This window comes from Streptomyces sp. NPDC042336, from assembly GCF_055581985.1.
Genome location: NZ_JBVJEA010000011.1, coordinates 302,694 through 318,001 on the forward strand (window position 1 = coordinate 302,694; position 15,308 = coordinate 318,001).

Consider the following 15,308-nt stretch of genomic DNA (forward strand, 5'->3'; position numbering starts at 1 on the left):
TCCTTCGGGTCGTGCCGCCCGTACCCTTGCAGTACTAGTCGGGCGTCAAATAGCGGGCGCCCCTGACTGAAGGATCACCACATGCTGATCGCTCAGCGTCCCTCGTTGACCGAAGAGGTCGTCGACGAGTTCCGCTCCCGGTTCGTCATCGAGCCGCTGGAGCCGGGCTTCGGCTACACCCTCGGTAACTCCCTGCGCCGCACCCTCCTCTCGTCGATCCCCGGCGCTGCTGTCACCAGCATCCGCATCGACGGTGTCCTGCACGAGTTCACCACCGTGCCGGGCGTCAAGGAGGACGTCACCGACCTGATCCTCAACATCAAGCAGCTGGTCGTCTCCTCGGAGCACGACGAGCCCGTCGTGATGTACCTGCGCAAGCAGGGTCCGGGTCTGGTCACCGCCGCCGACATCGCGCCCCCGGCCGGTGTCGAGGTGCACAACCCCGACCTCGTCCTCGCCACGCTCAACGGCAAGGGCAAGCTGGAGATGGAGCTGACCGTCGAGCGCGGTCGCGGCTACGTCTCCGCCGTGCAGAACAAGCAGGTGGGCCAGGAGATCGGCCGCATCCCGGTCGACTCGATCTACTCGCCGGTCCTGAAGGTCACGTACAAGGTCGAGGCCACGCGTGTCGAGCAGCGCACCGACTTCGACAAGCTGATCGTCGACGTCGAGACCAAGCAGGCCATGCGTCCGCGTGACGCCATGGCGTCCGCCGGCAAGACCCTGGTCGAGCTGTTCGGTCTCGCCCGCGAGCTGAACATCGACGCCGAGGGCATCGACATGGGTCCGTCCCCGACGGACGCCGCGCTCGCCGCCGATCTGGCGCTGCCGATCGAGGAGCTGGAGCTCACCGTTCGGTCGTACAACTGCCTCAAGCGCGAGGGCATCCACTCCGTGGGTGAGCTGGTCGCCCGCTCCGAGGCCGACCTCCTGGACATCCGCAACTTCGGTGCGAAGTCCATCGACGAGGTCAAGGCGAAGCTCGCCGGTATGGGTCTCGCGCTGAAGGACTCGCCTCCCGGGTTCGACCCGACCGCTGCCGCCGACGCCTTCGGCGCCGACGACGACGCGGACGCCGGTTTCGTGGAGACCGAGCAGTACTGAGCGCTCGGGTTCGACGGTTCGTTTTGGCTGCCGGCCCGCTGTGGCTGGTCGCGCAGTTCCCCGCGCCCCTTTGGGGCGCGGGGTCTCCGACAGGCGACCGCCTGCTCGGATACTGACTCCGGTACCTGATACGGCCGGGGCAGACACCTAGGAGAAACACCATGCCGAAGCCCACCAAGGGTGCCCGTCTGGGCGGCAGTGCCGCGCACGAGAAGCTGCTCCTCGCCAACCTGGCGAAGAGCCTCTTCGAGCACGGCCGGATCACCACCACCGAGGCGAAGGCGCGCAAGCTGCGTCCGTACGCCGAGCGTCTGGTCACCAAGGCGAAGAAGGGCGACCTTCACAACCGCCGTCAGGTGCTCCAGGTGATCACGGACAAGAGCGTCGTCCACACGCTCTTCACCGAGATCGGCCCGCGCTACGAGAACCGTCCCGGTGGCTACACGCGGATCACCAAGATCGGCAACCGCCGTGGTGACAACGCGCCCATGGCCGTCATCGAGCTGGTCGAGGCGCTGACCGTGGCGCAGCAGGCCACCGGCGAGGCCGAGGCCGCGACGAAGCGTGCGGCCAAGGACGCCGAGGGCACCGAGGCTGCCGAGGCCAAGGTCGACACGGCCAAGGCCGACGAGGCTCCGGCCGAGGAGTCCAAGGACGCGTAAGCGTCTGCCGGGGGCTGTGCGTCGGCGGCCGCGGGTTCGTGGTGGCTTGTCGCGCAGTTCCCCGCGCCCCTTAACGGCGTTTGCGGGTCCGTCCTTTTCAAGGGCGGGCCCGCTTTCGTGTTGGTGAGAGGATCTCTGGGTGAGTGACGAAGTTGAGGCCGGGTTCGTGCGGGTGCGGCTGGATCTCTCGTACGACGGGAGCGAGTTCTCCGGGTGGGCCAAGCAGGCCGGGGGGCGGCGGACCGTGCAGGGGGAGATCGAGGACGCGCTGCGTACGGTCACCCGGTCGCGGGAGACGTACGAGCTGACCGTGGCGGGGCGGACCGACGCCGGGGTGCACGCTCGGGGGCAGGTCGCCCATGTCGACCTGCCGCGCGAGGTGTGGGCCGAGCACCACGTGAAGCTCCTCAAGAGGCTCGCGGGGCGGCTGCCGAGGGACGTGCGGGTCTGGGCCCTGCGCGAGGCGCCGAGCGGCTTCAACGCGCGGTTCTCGGCGGTCTGGCGGCGCTACGCCTACCGGGTCACCGACAACCCCGGCGGCGTCGACCCGCTGCTGCGCGGACACGTCCTGTGGCACGACTGGCCGCTCGACGTGGACGCCATGAACGAGGCCGCCCGGGGCCTGCTGGGCGAGCACGACTTCGCCGCCTACTGCAAGAAGCGGGAGGGCGCGACCACCATCCGGACGCTGCAGGAGCTGAGTCTCCTGCGGGGCGAGGACGGGATCGTCACCGCCACCGTGCGGGCCGACGCCTTCTGCCACAACATGGTGCGCTCGCTGATCGGGGCGCTGCTGTTCGTCGGCGACGGCCACCGCGGGCCCGACTGGCCGGCGAAGGTGCTGGCCGCGGGCGTACGGGACTCGGCGGTGCACGTCGTACGGCCGCACGGGCTGACGCTGGAGGAGGTCGGCTACCCGGCCGACGAGCTGCTGGCCGCCCGGAACAAGGAGGCGCGCAACAAGCGGTCGCTGCCGGGAGCCGGCTGCTGCTGAGCGGGGGAGCGGTGGGCGCTCAGCTCTCCGCCGCCGCCGATGCCTGGGCCTCACCGCGCCGGCGGATCTGCCGGAAGGCGAACTCGGCCAGGTCGTCACCGGCCCGGAACACGCCGGTGGACTTCTCCGTGACGTCCTTGCCGTTCGTGAAGCCGGCGACGGTGAAGTAGGCGTACCGGCCGTAGGAGTTGGTGGTGGAGCGGCAGACGGCGCCGGTGCAGAAGGACTTGACGCCGCCGCCGGACAGGGAGCGGACGATGCTCTTCTTGTCGGCGTCCTTCTTCGCCTTCGCCGCCTGCGCCTCGGTGTCGAAGACGGCCACGCCGACGGTCACTGCGGTGTCGCCCTGGGTGTAGGTGACGCGGATCAGGCGGGTGCACTCGTTGGTGTCGAGGACCTTCGGCAGGGTGCCCTGCGCGGCGGAGCCGCAGGTGCGGGTGTCGGCCGTCGGGCCCTTCTTGTAGACCGTGTCGCCCATGGTCAGCTGGGTCCCGGGGAAGAGCAGGTCCGGGCTGAGCGGGGCCTTGTCCTTCTTGACGCTGGAGACGAAGTCCTTCGGGTCCAGCGGCGGCGGGGCACTGGTCGGGGCGAAGGAAGGCTCGGTGGCCGTCGCGCTGGGTATGTCCGCCGTCGACGGGAGCTGCGAGGAGGGGCCGTCGGACGCCTGGTCCGAGCCGTTCGCCGAGACCACGGCCACCGCTACGGCACTGGCTATCGCCACCGTGGCCAGCGCCCCGCCACCGATGAGGAACAGCCGGCGCCGCTTGGCACGGGCCTCGGAGGCCTCGGCGAGCGCGGCCCAGTCCGGGGTGTCGTCACTGTTCCCGCTGTTCCAGGGCTGCTGCGACTGCTGAGACTGCGGCTGCTGCGATTGCGGTGTCCAGGGATCCCACTGCGACTGAGGTCCCCCCTGCCCAAAGCTCATGGGGCGCATCTTAGACGGGCCGAGGGGCGTGCTGGTGCGGGGACTTGGGGGCCGCAGGGCCTAGCGTTCCGTTCATGCGGACGGGCAAAAGCGACATCTCCGGGTGGTTGGTGCGACCGGTGGGAAGGCATCCGTGGGCGGTGCTCGTGACGGTGCTGGCGGCGTCCGCCGTGCACGCGGCGCGCACGACCCCGGACGGCGGGATGGACAACGCGATCGTCGTGCGGGCCGCCCGCACCTGGCTGGCCGGCGGCTCCCCCTACGACGACCCGCACTTCCTCTACCTGCCGAGCGCCGTCCTGGCCGCGGTGCCGCAGGCGCTGCTGCCGGGCGCCGTACTGCGGGTGCTGGTGCCCTGCGCGGTGACCGTGCTGCTCACCCTGGCCTGGGCCTGCGCGCTGCGCCTGCACCGGGTGCCGCTGGGCAGCCGGCTCGCGGTCCTCGGGCTGACCGGTCTCGCGCTGGGCTTCGCGCCCTTCGGGCACCTGGTGCGGCTCGGCAACTGGACGGTGACGGCGGCGGTGGCCCTGCCGCTGGCCCTGCTGCTGGCGAGCCGGGGGCGCTGGACGGGGGCGGGCGTGGTCATCGGGGCGGCCGTGGCGCTCAAGCCGCTGCTCGCACCCGTCGTCCTGCTCTTCCTCTTCGCCGGCCGGTGGCGGGCGCTGGCCGCGGCCGTCCTGGTGCCGGCGCTGGCGTCCGCCGCGGCGGCCCTGGCGATGCCCGACCCGGCGGGCTTCTTCACCCGCACCCTGCCCTTCCTGCTGCACGGCGACGACGGCTTCGTCCGGCTCTACGAGGCATCCCCGGCTGCCGTACTGCCCCGGCTCGGGGTGCCACCGGCGCTCGCGCAGGGGCTCGCGGTGGCGGCGGCCTGCGCCGGGGTGCTCTGCGCCTACCGGCGCTGGCGCCGCGCCGACCCCGGCCCGCTGCGGCTCGCGGAGACCGGAGCGGGCCTGATGCTCTCGGCGTTCCTCGTCTCCCGGCCGTCCTACGACCACTACCTCCTGGTCGCCCTGCCGCTGCTGCTCGCCGGGCTGCCGTACACCGGATCGGTGGCCCGCGGGGTGTGGTTCTGGATCGCCCTGGTGCCCCAGGCACCCGGTCTGACCTGGCCCTGGCTGGAGGGGGAGCGGCGGCGGGCCTTCCGGGACGCGTTCACGCTGTGCGTGCTGGCGGTCACGGTCGCCCGGCAGGCCCGGACCGGTCCGGCGGGCGCGGACGACCGGGTGCCCCGGGGGCGTGCGCCGGAGCGGGAGCGGGCCCCCGCGGCCCCGTTTTGACCCGGCCGCCGGGGCCCGGGTATTCTGCACAGTCGTATGTGTATTGGCTTGCTCATTCTCACGTGAGGGGCCCTTACACCGGTCCACCGGGACCGATGACCAGCGACCTGCACGCGGTATGCGTCACCGCAGTGCGGTCAGGGCTGTCGTGATCGTCTTCGGTGACCAATGTCAGGACCACTCACTGAAGAAGCGAAGGCTACGAACCGTGCGTACGTACAGCCCCAAGCCCGGCGATGTGACGCGCCAGTGGCACGTCATCGACGCTCAGGACGTCGTCCTGGGGCGTCTGGCCTCCACCACGGCCTCCATCCTGCGCGGCAAGCACAAGCCGATCTACGCGCCCCACGTCGACACCGGTGACTTCGTCATCATCATCAACGCCGACAAGGTGCACCTCTCCGGCAACAAGCGGACCCAGAAGATGGCGTACCGCCACTCCGGCTACCCGGGCGGTCTGCGCTCGGTCCGCTACGACGAGCTTCTGGACAAGAACCCGGAGAAGGCCATCGAGAAGGCCGTCAAGGGCATGCTCCCGAAGAACTCCCTGGGCCGTCAGATGCTCTCGAAGCTGAAGGTCTACAAGGGTGACCAGCACCCGCACGGCGCGCAGCAGCCGCAGCCGTTCGAGATCACCCAGGTCGCGCAGTAAGTCCGGCCACCCCCTAAGACTGAAGAGAATCTGAGGAGCATCGTGGCCGAGACCACTGCCGAGCAGCCGCTCGAAGAGATCGACATCGACAGCTACACCACCGAGTCCGAGGTGCCCGTCGAGGGCGAGTACACCTCGGAGTCCATGGCCTCCGCCTTCGGCGAGCCCCAGCCGGCCGCCGGCCTGGGCCGTCGCAAGAACGCCATCGCCCGTGTCCGGATCGTCCCGGGCACCGGCAAGTGGAAGATCAACGGTCGCACCCTCGAGGACTACTTCCCGAACAAGGTGCACCAGCAGGAAGTCAACGAGCCCTTCAAGGTGCTCGAGCTCGAGGGCCGTTACGACATCATCGCCCGCATCGCGGGTGGTGGCGTCTCCGGCCAGGCCGGTGCGCTCCGTCTCGGTGTCGCCCGCGCCCTGAACGAGGCCGACGTGGACAACAACCGCGGCGCGCTCAAGAAGGCCGGCTTCCTGCGCCGCGACGACCGCGCGGTCGAGCGGAAGAAGGCCGGTCTGAAGAAGGCCCGCAAGGCCCCGCAGTACAGCAAGCGCTAAGCTTCGCTGCCTGTACTCCGAACGCCCCGGCGGCACGCCACTGTGCTGCCGGGGCATTCGTTTATCCCTGCCGTTGGGCGTATAACGGCACAAGACGTTCTAAGGCTTATGTGATCGTTGGTCGGGCGTTGTGCGCCCGGGCCTTCGGGAGCCGACTGCGTGGGCCGCACTCATCGGCAGCCGCTTCCGAACTGACGTTTCCTCAGGAGGACAAGTGGGACGACTCTTCGGCACGGACGGCGTGCGCGGTGTCGCCAACGCGGATCTGACGGCCGAGCTGGCACTGGGCCTCTCCGTCGCCGCGGCGCACGTACTGGCCGAGGCGGGCACCTTCGCGGGGCACCGGGCGACCGCGGTGGTCGGCCGGGACCCACGCGCCTCCGGGGAGTTCCTGGAGGCCGCGGTGGTCGCGGGCCTGGCCAGCGCCGGGGTGGACGTGCTCCGGGTCGGTGTGCTGCCGACGCCCGCGGTGGCCCATCTCACCGGCGCGCTCGGCGCCGACCTCGGCGTGATGCTGTCCGCCAGTCACAACGCCATGCCCGACAACGGCATCAAGTTCTTCGCCCGCGGCGGCCACAAGCTCGCCGACGAGCTGGAGGACCGCATCGAGTCCGTCTACGCCGAGCACCGCACCGGCGCCCCCTGGGACCGTCCGACCGGCGCCGGCGTCGGCCGCGTCCGGGACTACGACGAGGGGCTCGACCAGTACGTCGCCCACCTCGTCGGCGTGCTCCCCAACCGCCTCGACGGACTGAAGATCGTCCTCGACGAGGCGCACGGCGCCGCCTCCCGGGTCTCGCCGGAGGCCTTCGCGCGGGCCGGGGCCGAACTGGTCACCATCGGCGCGGTGCCCGACGGCCTCAACATCAACGACGGCTGCGGTTCCACCCACCTCGACCTGCTCAAGGCCGCCGTCGTCGAGCACGGCGCCGACCTCGGCATCGCCCACGACGGCGACGCCGACCGCTGCCTGGCCGTGGACCACACCGGTGCGGAGGTCGACGGCGACCAGATCCTCGCCGTGCTCGCGCTCGCGATGCGGGAGCGGGAGGCGCTGCGCTCGGACACCGTCGTCGCGACGGTGATGTCCAACCTGGGCTTCAAGCTCGCCATGGAGCGCGAGGGCATCCAGTTCGTGCAGACCGGGGTCGGCGACCGGTACGTGCTGGAGGCGATGAAGGAGCACGGCTACGCCCTCGGCGGCGAGCAGTCCGGCCACGTCATCATCCTCGACCACGCCACGACGGGTGACGGCACGCTGACCGGCCTGATGCTGGCGGCGCGGGTCGCGCAGACCGGGCGTACGCTGCGGGACCTCGCCTCCGTGATGGAGCGGCTGCCGCAGGTGCTGGTGAATGTGCCGGACGTGGACAAGTCGCGGGTGAGTACCTCTGCCGAGCTGGCCGCGGCGGTGTCCGAGGCGGAGCGGGAGCTGGGGAGCACCGGGCGGGTGCTGCTGCGATCCTCCGGGACCGAGCCGCTGGTGCGGGTGATGGTGGAGGCCGCGGACATCGAGCAGGCCCGGTCCGTGGCGGGGCGGTTGGCCGATGTGGTGAAGTCCGCGCTCGGCTAGTTTTCGACGCCGGGTTCGGGGTGGGGGGTCTGTGTGATGCGGGCTGCGGGATGCGTCGTGGCCTGTCGCGCAGTTCCCCGCGCCCCTAGGCGGACTTGCTCATCCGGCCTCGTTGAGTCGACCACAGAGCCTTCTGGGTCAGCAGTGTCAGGGTTCCGGCGACCACGATGCCTGCCAGGTTGAGCAGGAGCTGTTCGGTGGAGCCCACCGTCTGGTTGGTGTCGCCGAAGCTCAGGGCGACGGCGGCGTTCGCGGCCGCCGGGACCGTGGTGACCGAGATGGCGACGCCCACCAGGGCGCCGGACTTCGCCGAGGTGAGGGACAGCGTGCCCGCGACGCCGGCGAGGACCGCCACCACGAAGGAGAAGGCGTCGGGGGCGTAGACGAAGCCGGTGTTGGGGCGGTCGCCCTCCAGCTTGCCCTCGCTGAACAGGTCGAGGGCGTCCATGATCCAGCTGAAGCCCACCGTCACCGCCATCGCCACGGCGAAGCCCACCAGCAGGGCGATCGCCGAGCGCAGGGCGAGCCGCGGGGCCCGCTGGACGATCGCCGTGCAGATGCCGGCGAGGGGGCCGAACTCCGGGCCGACCGCCATCGCGCCCACGATCAGGATCGCGTTGTCGAGGACGACACCGCAGGCCGCGATCATCGTGGCCAGCGTGATGAAGGCGACGTAGGTGATGGAGAGCGTCGACTCCTCGTGCGTCGCCTCCTCCAGTTGCTCCCACAGCACCGCGTCGGCGGCCTCGCCGGGCGCGTCCCGTTCCGCCTGGTCGGCGCGGTCGGACAGCGACAGGTCGATGTTCTCGGCGGTGATGGCGCCGCAGCTGTCGATGCCCAACGCCCGCAGACCGTTGATGAGTTCGTCACCGGCCTCACGGGCCACGTCGCACATGACGACGTCGCCCTCGGGTTCGCGGGCGGCGCCCGGCAGGACGACGAGATGGGTGGTGCCGACCGTACGGTCGATCAGGCGGACCACCTCGTCGGTGCGGTCGGCCGGAGTGATCAGGCGCAGATGCAGCATCCGGTATTTCTATCGCGTCGGCCGTCCCGCGCGCGCCGCCCGCCTCACAGCTTGCGCAGGCTCAGCCGCTGCACCTTGTGGTCGGGGCCCTTGCGCAGGATGAGGGTGGCCCGGCCGCGGGTGGGCGCCACGTTCTCCACCAGGTTCGGCTTGTTGATGGTGCGCCACATGGTGCGGGCGTAGTCGAGGGCCTCCTCCTCCGACACCTGCGTGTACTTGCGGAAGTACGAGGACGGGTTCTGGAAGGCGGTCTCGCGCAGCTTGCGGAAGCGGTTGAGGTACCAGTGCTCGATGTCCTCGGTGCGCGCGTCGACGTACACGCTGAAGTCGAAGTAGTCGGCGAGGCCGACCCTGGTGCGGCCGTCCTTGCCGGGCAGCGCGGGCTGGAGCACGTTGAGGCCCTCGACGATCAGGATGTCGGGGCGGCGGACGACGAGCCGCTGGTCCGGGACGATGTCGTAGATCAGGTGGGAGTACACCGGGGCGGTCACCTCAGCCTTGCCCGCCTTGATGTCGGCGACGAACCGGGTCAGCGCCCGGCGGTCGTACGACTCGGGGAAACCTTTCCGCGACATCAGGCCCCGCGCCTCCAGCTCCCGCGTCGGCAGCAGGAAGCCGTCGGTGGTGACCAGCTCCACGCGCGGGTGCTCGGGCCAGCGGGAGAGCAGCGCCTGGAGCAGGCGGGCGACGGTGGACTTGCCGACCGCGACCGAGCCGGCGACCCCTATGACGAAGGGGGTGCCGGACTGGGAGCCCTGCTCGCCGAGGAAGGTGTTCAGCGCGCCGCGCAGTCCGTCGGTCGCGCCGACGTAGAGGTTGAGGAGCCGGGACAGCGGAAGGTAGATGTCCCGCACCTCGTCGAGGTCGATGACATCGCCGAGGCCGCGCAGCTTCTCGACCTCCTCGGCGGTCAGCGGCAGCGGCGTCTTGTCGCGCAGCGCGCTCCACTCGGGGCGGGTGAGGTCGACGTAGGGAGTCGCCTCCGGCCGGGACCGGTGGGCGCTCCGGGGGATCGAGGGGACCGGAGAGATCACAGTCCATTGTTAACGGAGTACGAACGGGGCGGCAGGTGGGGTGTGTCACGCTCCGGCGAGATCACGGTCGGGTCTCGGGTGGCCGGTTTCGATCGTACGTGCGATTGCCGTAGGTAAGGTGCGGGCAAAGTCGACCGGATTCACACCTCCATCCTGACGGGACTCGACAGAATCCGGCGCGATTCGACATCACCTGACCCTTCGGTCCCACCCGTATCCCGACGAAAGAGTGCCGACGTGAGTTCGACCGCTGTCCGCCGTACCGCCCTCGCGGCCTCCGCCGCCGCCCTGGCCCTGCTCGTCACCGCCTGCGGCGGGTCGTCGGACGACGACGGCGCGGCCGGCGACGACAAGGCGAAGGCGGAGCGGTCCGCCCCGGCGGAGGGTGCCGGAGCGTCCGCGCCGGCGGGCAAGGCGCTGACCGCCGCCGAGCTGGAGAAGGTCGTCCTCGCCCAGGCCGACGTCAAGAACGGCGAGGTCGCCACCGAACTGTCGGCGGACGACCGGGTGGCCAAGGACCAGATCTCGGTGGACGACAAGTCCTGTCTGCCGCTCGTCCACGCCCAGGGCGCGGTGGCCCAGGGCGAGCCGGCGGCGGACGTGCAGCGCTCCTGGCAGGGCCAGTCGGAGTCGCCCTCCCAGAGCAAGGGCCCGGACGGCCAGGACATGACCGACGTCGACGTGAACAAGATCATGCTGAACGTCGCCTCCTACGCGGACGGCGGCGCCGAGCAGGCGATGGCGGGTCTGAAGGCGGCCGTCGAGAAGTGCGCGGGCGGCTTCGACGCCACCGTGGGCAGCGACAGGATGCGGGTCACCGAGGTGAGCGGCTCGGGTCGCCTCAAGGCCGGTGACGAAGGGCTCACCGTCAACATCGGTGTGGCCACCGGCGGGGACGGCAGTGGGCTCATGAAGCTCGTCGCGGTCCGCAAGGGCGCCACCCTCGCCACCTTCAGCGCCGTCAACCTGTCCTCGATGATGACCGGCGCGGAATTCCAGGTCCCCGCCGAGGTCGTCGACGCGCAGGTCGCCAAGCTCGGCTGACGCCCCGGCGCGCGGACGCCGTTCGTACCCGGGTGGGAATTTCCGATTTCGGGCACAGCGAGCCCGCTTTTCGGCCGCCGGGTGGGCGATCCTGCTCGTAGGCTGCCGCTTATGTGCGGAATCGTGGGATACGTAGGGCCTCAGTCGGCACTCGATGTCGTGATGGCCGGACTGAAGCGGCTCGAATACCGGGGCTACGACTCGGCGGGTGTCGCCGTGCTCTCCGACGGCGGCCTGGCCACCGCCAAGCGGGCCGGCAAGCTCGTCAACCTCGACAAGGAACTGTCCGAACACCCGCTGCCGTCCGCCGCCACCGGCATCGGCCACACCCGCTGGGCCACCCATGGCGGACCCACCGACGCCAACGCCCACCCGCACCTCGACAACGCGGGCCGGGTGGCCGTGGTCCACAACGGCATCATCGAGAACTTCGCGCCGCTGCGGGCCGAGCTGGCGGAGCGCGGCCACGAACTGCCCTCCGAGACCGACACCGAGGTCGTCGCCCACCTGCTCGCCGAGGAGTACTCGGCCTGCGCCGACCTCGCCGAGGCGATGCGGCTGGTGTGCCGGCGGCTGGAGGGCGCGTTCACCCTGGTCGCGGTGCACGCGGACGCGCCGGACGTGGTGGTGGGCGCGCGCCGCAACTCGCCGCTCGTGGTGGGCGTGGGGGAGGGCGAGTACTTCCTCGCCTCGGACGTCGCGGCCTTCATCGCCCACACCCGGGACGCCGTCGAGCTGGGCCAGGACCAGGTCGTCGAGCTGCGCCGGGACGGGGTCACCGTCACCGGCTTCGACGGCACCCCGGCGGACGTCCGCTCCTACCACGTCGACTGGGACGCCTCGGCCGCGGAGAAGGCCGGTTACGCCTCCTTCATGCTCAAGGAGATCGCCGAGCAGCCGAAGGCCGTCGCCGACACCCTCCTCGGCCGTGTCGACGGCTCCGGCACGCTGAGCCTGGACGAGGTGCGCATCCCGCAGGGGGTGCTCCGGGAGGTCGACAAGGTCGTCGTCATCGCCTGCGGTACGGCCTTCCACGCCGGGCTGATCGCCAAGTACGCCATCGAGCACTGGACGCGGATCCCCTGCGAGGTGGAGCTGGCCAGCGAGTTCCGCTACCGGGACCCGATCCTCGACCAGCGGACCCTGGTGGTCGCGATCTCCCAGTCCGGCGAGACCATGGACACCCTCATGGCCCTGCGCCACGCCCGCGAACAGGGCGCCAGGGTCCTCGCCATCTGCAACACCAACGGCTCGACGATCCCCCGCGAGTCCGACGCCGTGCTCTACACGCACGCGGGCCCCGAGGTCGCCGTCGCCTCCACCAAGGCCTTCCTCACCCAGCTCGTGGCCTGCTACCTGGTCGCCCTGTACCTGGGCCAGGTGCGCGGCACGAAGTACGGCGACGAGATCGGCGACGTCGTCCGCGACCTGTCCGGCATCTCCGGCGCGGTCGAACGGGTCCTGGGGACGATGGACCCGGTGCGCGAACTGGCCCGCTCGCTCGCCCACAAGAACACGGTGCTCTTCCTCGGCCGGCACGTCGGCCACCCCGTCGCCCTCGAAGGCGCCCTCAAGCTCAAGGAGTTGGCGTACATGCACGCCGAGGGCTTCGCGGCGGGCGAGCTGAAGCACGGGCCGATCGCGCTGATCGAGGAGGGCCTGCCGGTCGTCGTCGTGGTGCCGTCCCCGCGTGGCCGGTCGATCCTGCACGGCAAGATCGTGTCCAACATCCAGGAGATCCGCGCCCGCGGCGCCCGCACCATCGTCATCGCCGAGGAGGGCGACGAGGCGGTCGTCCCCTACGCCGACCACCTCGTCCGGATCCCGGCCACCCCGACCCTGCTGCAACCCCTGGTGGCGACGGTGCCGTTGCAGGTCTTCGCCTGCGAACTGGCGACGGCCCGCGGCAACGAGGTGGACCAGCCGCGGAACCTGGCGAAGTCGGTGACGGTGGAGTAGGTCCGCGATGGTTCGGTTCACCGGCGGCCGGTGGTTCGGTTCCCCGGCGGCCGGTGCCGGACCGGCCGGGGAAACCGGACTCGGCCCCGGGGCGGTTCAGCCCTCGCGCACGTCCCGCCAGGCCCGCGGGACCGCCTCCGCCACGTCGTGGGCCCCCGCCGGTGCGCCCTCCGTCGCGAAGCGCCCCGCCAGGCCGTGCAGGTAGGCGCCCACGCTCCCCGCGTCCACCGCCGACAGGCCCGCCGCGAGCAGTGACCCCGCCAGGCCGGACAGCACGTCCCCGCTGCCGGCCGTGGCGAGCCACGAGGTCCCCGTCGCGTTGACCCGGACGGGGCCGCCATCGGCACCGGCGACCAGGGTCGTCGAGCCCTTCAGCAGCACCGTCGCCCCGTACCGCGCCGCCAGTTCGCGCACCGAGGCCAGCCGGGCGCCCTCGACCTCCTCCCGGCCCACCCCGAGCAGCGCCGCCGCCTCCCCGGCGTGCGGGGTCATCAGCGTCGGTGCCGTGCGCGCCCGTACCGCGTCCGCGTCGGCCAGCCGCAGGCCGTCCGCGTCGATCAGTACCGGCACCTCGGCCGCCAGCACTTCCGCCACCGTCGCCGCGTCGTCACCGGCGCCCGGCCCGACCACCCACGCCTGCACCCGCCCCGCCCGCTTCGGCCCCTGGTCGGACACGAGCGTCTCCGGGAAGCGGGCGATCACCGCGTCCCCGGCCGGGCCGATGTGCCGCACCGCCCCGGCCCCGCCCCGCAGCGCGCCCGCGACGGCGAGCACGGCCGCGCCGGGGTAGCGGGCCGACCCGGCGGCGATGCCCACGACCCCGCGCCGGTACTTGTCGCTCTCGGCCGCCGGGACCGGCAGCAGGCGTGCCACGTCCGCGTGCTGCAACGCCTCCAGCTCGGCCGCCTCGCCGGGCAGCGGCAGGCCGATGTCCACCAGCCGCACGGCACCGGCGTACTCCCGCGCCGGATCGATCAGCAGCCCCGGCTTGTGCGTCCCGAACGTCACCGTCAGGTCGGCGCGGACCGCGTCCCCGCGCACTTGGCCCGTGTCCGCGTCGACCCCGCTGGGCAGGTCGACCGCGACGACGACGGCCCGGGACCGCGCGGCCGCGTCCGCCAGCGGCACCGCGGCCTCCCGCAGCCCGCCCTTGCCGCCGATCCCGACGATGCCGTCCAGGACCAGGTCGGCGCGTGCGATCGCCTCCCCGGCGGCACCTGAAGCCCCGCCCTGCGCGACCCGCCCCCCGGCCCGCCGCAGCGCCGCCAGCCCGCCGCCGTGCGCCCGGTCCGGCGCGAGCAGCACCGCCGTCACGCCCGCGCCCCGCCGGGCCAGCCGCGCGCCCGCGTACAGGGCGTCGCCGCCGTTGTCGCCACTGCCGACCAGCAGCACCACCCGGCTGCCGTAGACCCGTCCGGCCACCCGTGCCAGCACCTGGGCGCAGGCGGCGGCCAGCCCGGCCGCGGCCCGTTGCATCAGCGCCCCCTCGGGCAGCCGGGCCATCAGCTCCCGTTCGGCGTTCCTGACCGTTTCCACGCTGTACGCAGTCCGCATGCCGTCGAGTCTTCCCCCTACGCCGGGAACACGCACGGCCCGCCGGCCCCCCGGTCCCCCGGTCCTCCGGGAGGTCGGATGGGGGACAGTTGTCCCATGAGCGGCGACGACGACGAGACGGCACAGGTGATGACCTCGCTCGGGGCGCGTCTGCGTGCCATCCGGCAGGCCCGCGGGCTCACACTGGCCCAGCTCGCCGCCGTCACCGGCGTCTCCGTGAGCACCCTGTCCCGGCTGGAGTCGGGGCAGCGCGAGCCGGGGCTGCGGCACCTGCTGCCGCTGGCCCGCGCGCACCGGCTGCCCCTGGACGAACTCGTCGGCTCGCGCACCGGCGACCCCCGCGTCCACCCCCGCCCCTTCACCCGGCACGGACAGACCTGGGTCCCGCTCACCCGGAACCCGAACGACGGCCTGCACGCCTACAAGCAGATCCTGCCCGCCCCGGCCACCCCGCGGACCGAGTGGACGCCACGCCCCGAGCAGGGGTCGCACGAGGGCCACGAGTGGCTCTACGTCCTCTCCGGCCGTCTGCTCCTCGCCCTCGGCGAGCACGACCTGATCCTGACGCCCGGCGAGACGGCGGAGTTCGACACCCGCGTACCGCACGGCATCGCCAACGCCGGGGACCGGTCCGTCGAGTGGATCGCCCTGTACGGCGCCCAGGGCGAACGCATGCACATCCGGGTCCGCCCGACCGGCGACTGACCGGCCACCGGGACCCGGAGACCGTACGGCCGTTCATGCCGCACGCGCGGCTCCGCAACTTCCCCTCCCGACCGGGCCCGCGCGGGGGCACGATCGCGTCGGCGAGGTGCCGTGCCCCTTCCGCGAGTTGATCCGCCGGACGGGCCCTAGTAGTGCTTCGTTAGGTTCTGGGCTGTCTGCGGCGGCTTTGTGGGTTGGGTAGGGGCCGTCCGCAGGTGGTGCAGGCACCGGTCCAGCACC

At 71.9% G+C, this 15,308-nt stretch carries 14 protein-coding genes; 10 read left to right on the top strand and 4 right to left on the bottom strand.

What is annotated here, in order from left to right; all coding sequences use genetic code 11:
- Positions 1–81: 81 nt before the first annotated feature.
- The 3 genes from ACZ6IM_RS24825 to truA all read left to right on the top strand — a co-directional run bounded on the left by ACZ6IM_RS24825 (position 82) and on the right by truA (position 2,760).
- Complete coding sequence (locus ACZ6IM_RS24825) at positions 82–1,104, top strand: DNA-directed RNA polymerase subunit alpha (protein ID WP_003966937.1); 1,023 nt, start codon at positions 82–84, stop codon at positions 1,102–1,104.
- 161 nt (positions 1,105–1,265) lie between these two features.
- Positions 1,266–1,766 carry a 50S ribosomal protein L17 gene (rplQ, locus tag ACZ6IM_RS24830; protein WP_052839846.1) on the top strand — a complete coding sequence of 167 codons (501 nt, stop codon included), beginning with the start codon at positions 1,266–1,268 and terminating at the stop codon, positions 1,764–1,766.
- Between the two features lie 139 nt (positions 1,767–1,905).
- Positions 1,906–2,760: a tRNA pseudouridine(38-40) synthase TruA gene (gene truA, locus ACZ6IM_RS24835; protein ID WP_052839845.1), complete on the top strand. Its 855-nt coding sequence runs from the start codon at positions 1,906–1,908 to the stop codon at positions 2,758–2,760.
- A gap of 19 nt (positions 2,761–2,779) precedes the next feature.
- Here the strand turns inward: truA and ACZ6IM_RS24840 are convergent, their stop codons facing one another.
- A complete protein-coding gene (locus ACZ6IM_RS24840) occupies positions 2,780–3,685 on the bottom strand; it encodes a hypothetical protein (RefSeq protein WP_052839844.1) in 906 nt (301 codons plus the stop codon).
- Between the two features lie 74 nt (positions 3,686–3,759).
- Between ACZ6IM_RS24840 and ACZ6IM_RS24845 the strand changes: the two genes are divergently transcribed.
- The 4 genes from ACZ6IM_RS24845 to glmM all read left to right on the top strand — a co-directional run bounded on the left by ACZ6IM_RS24845 (position 3,760) and on the right by glmM (position 7,745).
- A complete protein-coding gene (locus ACZ6IM_RS24845) occupies positions 3,760–4,965 on the top strand; it encodes a glycosyltransferase family 87 protein (protein ID WP_469559112.1) in 1,206 nt (401 codons plus the stop codon).
- A 208-nt stretch (positions 4,966–5,173) separates the two neighbouring features.
- Positions 5,174–5,617: a 50S ribosomal protein L13 gene (gene rplM / locus ACZ6IM_RS24850; RefSeq protein WP_031041507.1), complete on the top strand. Its 444-nt coding sequence runs from the start codon at positions 5,174–5,176 to the stop codon at positions 5,615–5,617.
- A gap of 42 nt (positions 5,618–5,659) precedes the next feature.
- Entirely contained in the window at positions 5,660–6,172 is a 513-nt protein-coding gene (gene rpsI / locus ACZ6IM_RS24855) for a 30S ribosomal protein S9 (protein WP_052839842.1), read from the top strand.
- A gap of 214 nt (positions 6,173–6,386) precedes the next feature.
- Positions 6,387–7,745 (top strand): phosphoglucosamine mutase, encoded by a 1,359-nt coding sequence (glmM, locus tag ACZ6IM_RS24860; RefSeq protein WP_052839841.1) that lies wholly within the window; start codon positions 6,387–6,389, stop codon positions 7,743–7,745.
- A gap of 85 nt (positions 7,746–7,830) precedes the next feature.
- On the opposite strand, the gene ACZ6IM_RS24865 is transcribed toward glmM, so the two are convergent.
- Together ACZ6IM_RS24865 and coaA are read right to left on the bottom strand one after the other, a co-directional pair.
- On the bottom strand, positions 7,831–8,772 hold the full coding sequence (locus ACZ6IM_RS24865) for a DUF389 domain-containing protein (RefSeq protein ID WP_052839840.1): 942 nt from the start codon (positions 8,770–8,772) through the stop codon (positions 7,831–7,833).
- Positions 8,773–8,816: 44 nt separating this feature from the next.
- The gene (gene coaA / locus ACZ6IM_RS24870; RefSeq protein ID WP_052839839.1) at positions 8,817–9,806 is read right to left on the bottom strand and encodes a type I pantothenate kinase; all 990 of its coding nucleotides are present in this window, start codon (positions 9,804–9,806) and stop codon (positions 8,817–8,819) included.
- A 237-nt stretch (positions 9,807–10,043) separates the two neighbouring features.
- Here coaA and ACZ6IM_RS24875 point away from each other — a divergent pair, with 237 nt between their 5' ends.
- Positions 10,044–10,850 carry a hypothetical protein gene (locus tag ACZ6IM_RS24875; RefSeq protein WP_469559121.1) on the top strand — a complete coding sequence of 269 codons (807 nt, stop codon included), beginning with the start codon at positions 10,044–10,046 and terminating at the stop codon, positions 10,848–10,850.
- 111 nt (positions 10,851–10,961) lie between these two features.
- Positions 10,962–12,809, top strand: a complete 1,848-nt coding sequence (glmS, locus tag ACZ6IM_RS24880; RefSeq protein ID WP_052839837.1) for a glutamine--fructose-6-phosphate transaminase (isomerizing) — start codon at positions 10,962–10,964, stop codon at positions 12,807–12,809.
- Between the two features lie 96 nt (positions 12,810–12,905).
- Here the strand turns inward: glmS and ACZ6IM_RS24885 are convergent, their stop codons facing one another.
- Positions 12,906–14,363, bottom strand: coding sequence for an NAD(P)H-hydrate dehydratase (locus ACZ6IM_RS24885; protein ID WP_469559124.1), 1,458 nt, complete (start codon positions 14,361–14,363; stop codon positions 12,906–12,908).
- Positions 14,364–14,459: 96 nt separating this feature from the next.
- Between ACZ6IM_RS24885 and ACZ6IM_RS24890 the strand changes: the two genes are divergently transcribed.
- Entirely contained in the window at positions 14,460–15,068 is a 609-nt protein-coding gene (locus ACZ6IM_RS24890; protein WP_469559127.1) for a helix-turn-helix domain-containing protein, read from the top strand.
- Positions 15,069–15,308: the final 240 nt, after the last annotated feature.

Coding starts and splice junctions, on each gene's coding strand:
- ACZ6IM_RS24885 (WP_469559124.1), bottom strand. CDS start 14,363: ATGCGGACTGCGTACAGCGTGGAAACGGTCAGGAACGCCGAACGGGAG.
- glmS (WP_052839837.1), top strand. CDS start 10,962: ATGTGCGGAATCGTGGGATACGTAGGGCCTCAGTCGGCACTCGATGTC.
- ACZ6IM_RS24825 (WP_003966937.1), top strand. CDS start 82: ATGCTGATCGCTCAGCGTCCCTCGTTGACCGAAGAGGTCGTCGACGAG.
- ACZ6IM_RS24890 (WP_469559127.1), top strand. CDS start 14,460: ATGAGCGGCGACGACGACGAGACGGCACAGGTGATGACCTCGCTCGGG.
- ACZ6IM_RS24865 (WP_052839840.1), bottom strand. CDS start 8,772: ATGCTGCATCTGCGCCTGATCACTCCGGCCGACCGCACCGACGAGGTG.
- ACZ6IM_RS24840 (WP_052839844.1), bottom strand. CDS start 3,685: ATGAGCTTTGGGCAGGGGGGACCTCAGTCGCAGTGGGATCCCTGGACA.
- rplQ (WP_052839846.1), top strand. CDS start 1,266: ATGCCGAAGCCCACCAAGGGTGCCCGTCTGGGCGGCAGTGCCGCGCAC.
- ACZ6IM_RS24845 (WP_469559112.1), top strand. CDS start 3,760: ATGCGGACGGGCAAAAGCGACATCTCCGGGTGGTTGGTGCGACCGGTG.